Here is a 2264-nt window from a genome sequence, read left to right on the forward strand (position 1 = left end):
AGCAGCAGCTGGTCGGAACCCCTGGGCATGATCATGGCGCGACTCCCACCGGCGACTCGTGCGCCTCATGCCCCGCGAGACGGCCGCATGGCCGCAAGGCTGTGGCGCTCATAAGGCAAGCTTCGCTACGCGCTGCGGTATTCGCCTTGCCAACGGCCCGGCGGCTCATGGCTGCTCCCCCGAACGGCGCGGCAGCACCGGTGCTGCGCTGGCGGCGGCCTCGCCCGGCCGCGCCGGCAACTGCAGATTGAGCGGCTCGAGCACCAGCACGTGGCGCACGCTGCCCTGCACCGCGGCGGGCGCGAGCACCACCTTCGCGAAAGTTTGGCCGCTGCGCCGGTCGACCGACAGCACCGTGGCGACTTCGAGACCGGGCGGGTAGATGCCGTCCACGCCCGAGGTGTGCAGCACGTCGCCGGGCTGCACATCGGCGTTGTTGGACAGGAAACGCAGCTCCATCCCGGCGCCGGCCGCCGCCGTGCCGGGGTCGCCGTAGGCGGCGGCACGCGCCTGTGTGCGGGTGTTGAGCACCGGAATGGCAGCGTCCTTGTCGGTCAGCAGCGTCACTTCCGAAGCCAACGGATAGACGCGCGTGACCTGGCCCAGCACGCCGTCGGCGTCGATCACCGGCGAGGCCGCCTCGATGCCATGGTTGGCGCCACGATCGATGATGAGCTTGCGGGTGTAGGGATCGGACGCCTCGTACAGCACCTCGGCCGCGCCTGAGCGCACGGTGACCTGCGCGCGCAAGCCGAGCAGCTCGCGCAGCCGCGCGTTCTCCTGCAGATGCAGATCCACGCGCGAAGCGCGCTCGGACTGCTCGGCCAGCCGGCGCAGCGCCGCGGCTTCGCCCGCGCGCGCCTCGGCCACACCGGCAAAGTAGTCGTGCACCGTTCCCCAGGCCCGCACCGGCGCGAGGAGCACCCGCTCGACGGGGTGCAACACCGTGGCCATCGCCGCCCGCAAGGGCTGCGTGACCCGGAAACGCGTGTCGGCCACCATCAGGAAAAGGGCCAGCGCCGAGAAGAAAACCAGCTTGGTCAGTGCCGGAATGCCCTGCTTGAAGAAGGGCGGCGGCGTGCGGTCGAGGGTGCCGAGGGGCATGGTCAGTGGGCGAGCAAAACAAAAAGCCGGTCATGCGTGTGAGGCACGGGCCGGCTTCAGCGCTGCAGGGCGTCGCTCGGGTGGTGGTCGTTCACTCGGAAGTGAAGATGCCGCCCAGCCGCTCCATGCGCTCCAGTGCCATGCCGCAACCGCGCACCACGCAGGTCAACGGATCCTCGGCCACCAGCACCGGCAGGCCGGTCTCCTCGGCGAGCAGCCGGTCGAGATCGCGCAACAGGGCGCCGCCGCCGGTGAGCATCATGCCGCGGTCGGAGATGTCGGCGCCGAGCTCGGGCGGGGTTTGCTCGAGCGCGTTCTTGACGCTGGAGACGATGTTGTTGAGCGGGTCGGTGAGCGCTTCCAGGATTTCGTTGCTAGAGACGGTGAAGCTGCGCGGCACGCCCTCGCTGAGGTTGCGGCCCTTGACTTCCATCTCGCGCACTTCGGAGCCCGGAAAGGCCGAGCCGATGTTCTTCTTGATGGCTTCCGCGGTGGGCTCGCCGATCAGCATGCCGTAGTTGCGGCGGATGTAATTGATGATCGACTCGTCGAACTTGTCGCCGCCCACGCGGATGCTGCCCTTGTAGACCATGCCGCCGAGCGAGATGACGCCCACTTCCGTGGTGCCGCCGCCGATGTCGACCACCATCGAGCCGCTCGCTTCGCTGACCGGCAGGCCGGCGCCGATGGCCGCGGCCATGGGTTCCTCGATCAGGTAGACCTCGCTGGCGCCGGCGCCGAGCGCGGATTCGCGGATGGCGCGGCGCTCGACCTGCGTGGAGCCGCAGGGCACGCAGATGATGATGCGCGGGCTCGGCCTGAGCACCGAACGCGGGTGGACCATCTTGATGAACTGCTTGAGCATCTGCTCGGTGACGGTGAAGTCGGCGATCACACCGTCCTTCATCGGGCGGATCGCCTCGATGTTGCCCGGCACCTTGCCGAGCATGGCCTTGGCCTCGGCGCCGACCGCCTGGATCGTCTTCTTGCCGTTGGGGCCGCCTTCGTGGCGGATGGCCACCACCGAGGGCTCGTCGAGCACGATGCCCTTGCCGCGCACGTAAATCAGCGTGTTGGCGGTGCCGAGGTCGATGGCAAGGTCGGTGGAGAAATAGCGTCGCAGGGAGGCGAACATGGAATACGTTTTGGGCTGGGCCGCG

General features: G+C 68.8%; 2 protein-coding genes. Both read right to left on the bottom strand.

Features of this window, described 5'->3' with window-relative positions; genetic code table 11:
- Positions 1 to 165: 165 nt before the first annotated feature.
- On the bottom strand, positions 166 to 1104 hold the full coding sequence (mreC, locus tag H0W38_RS21185; RefSeq protein ID WP_292457928.1) for a rod shape-determining protein MreC: 939 nt from the start codon (positions 1102 to 1104) through the stop codon (positions 166 to 168).
- 91 nt (positions 1105 to 1195) lie between these two features.
- On the bottom strand, positions 1196 to 2239 hold the full coding sequence (locus tag H0W38_RS21190) for a rod shape-determining protein (RefSeq protein WP_292448936.1): 1044 nt from the start codon (positions 2237 to 2239) through the stop codon (positions 1196 to 1198).
- Between the last annotated feature and the right edge of the window lie 25 nt (positions 2240 to 2264).

The sequence above is a fragment of the Methylibium sp. genome (assembly GCF_013817365.1).
Lineage (GTDB): Bacteria > Pseudomonadota > Gammaproteobacteria > Burkholderiales > Burkholderiaceae_C > Methylibium.

Excerpts from the sequence above, each read along its gene's own strand:
- mreC (WP_292457928.1), bottom strand. The coding sequence starts at position 1,104 with ATGCCCCTCGGCACCCTCGACCGCACGCCGCCGCCCTTCTTCAAGCAG.
- H0W38_RS21190 (WP_292448936.1), bottom strand. The coding sequence starts at position 2,239 with ATGTTCGCCTCCCTGCGACGCTATTTCTCCACCGACCTTGCCATCGAC.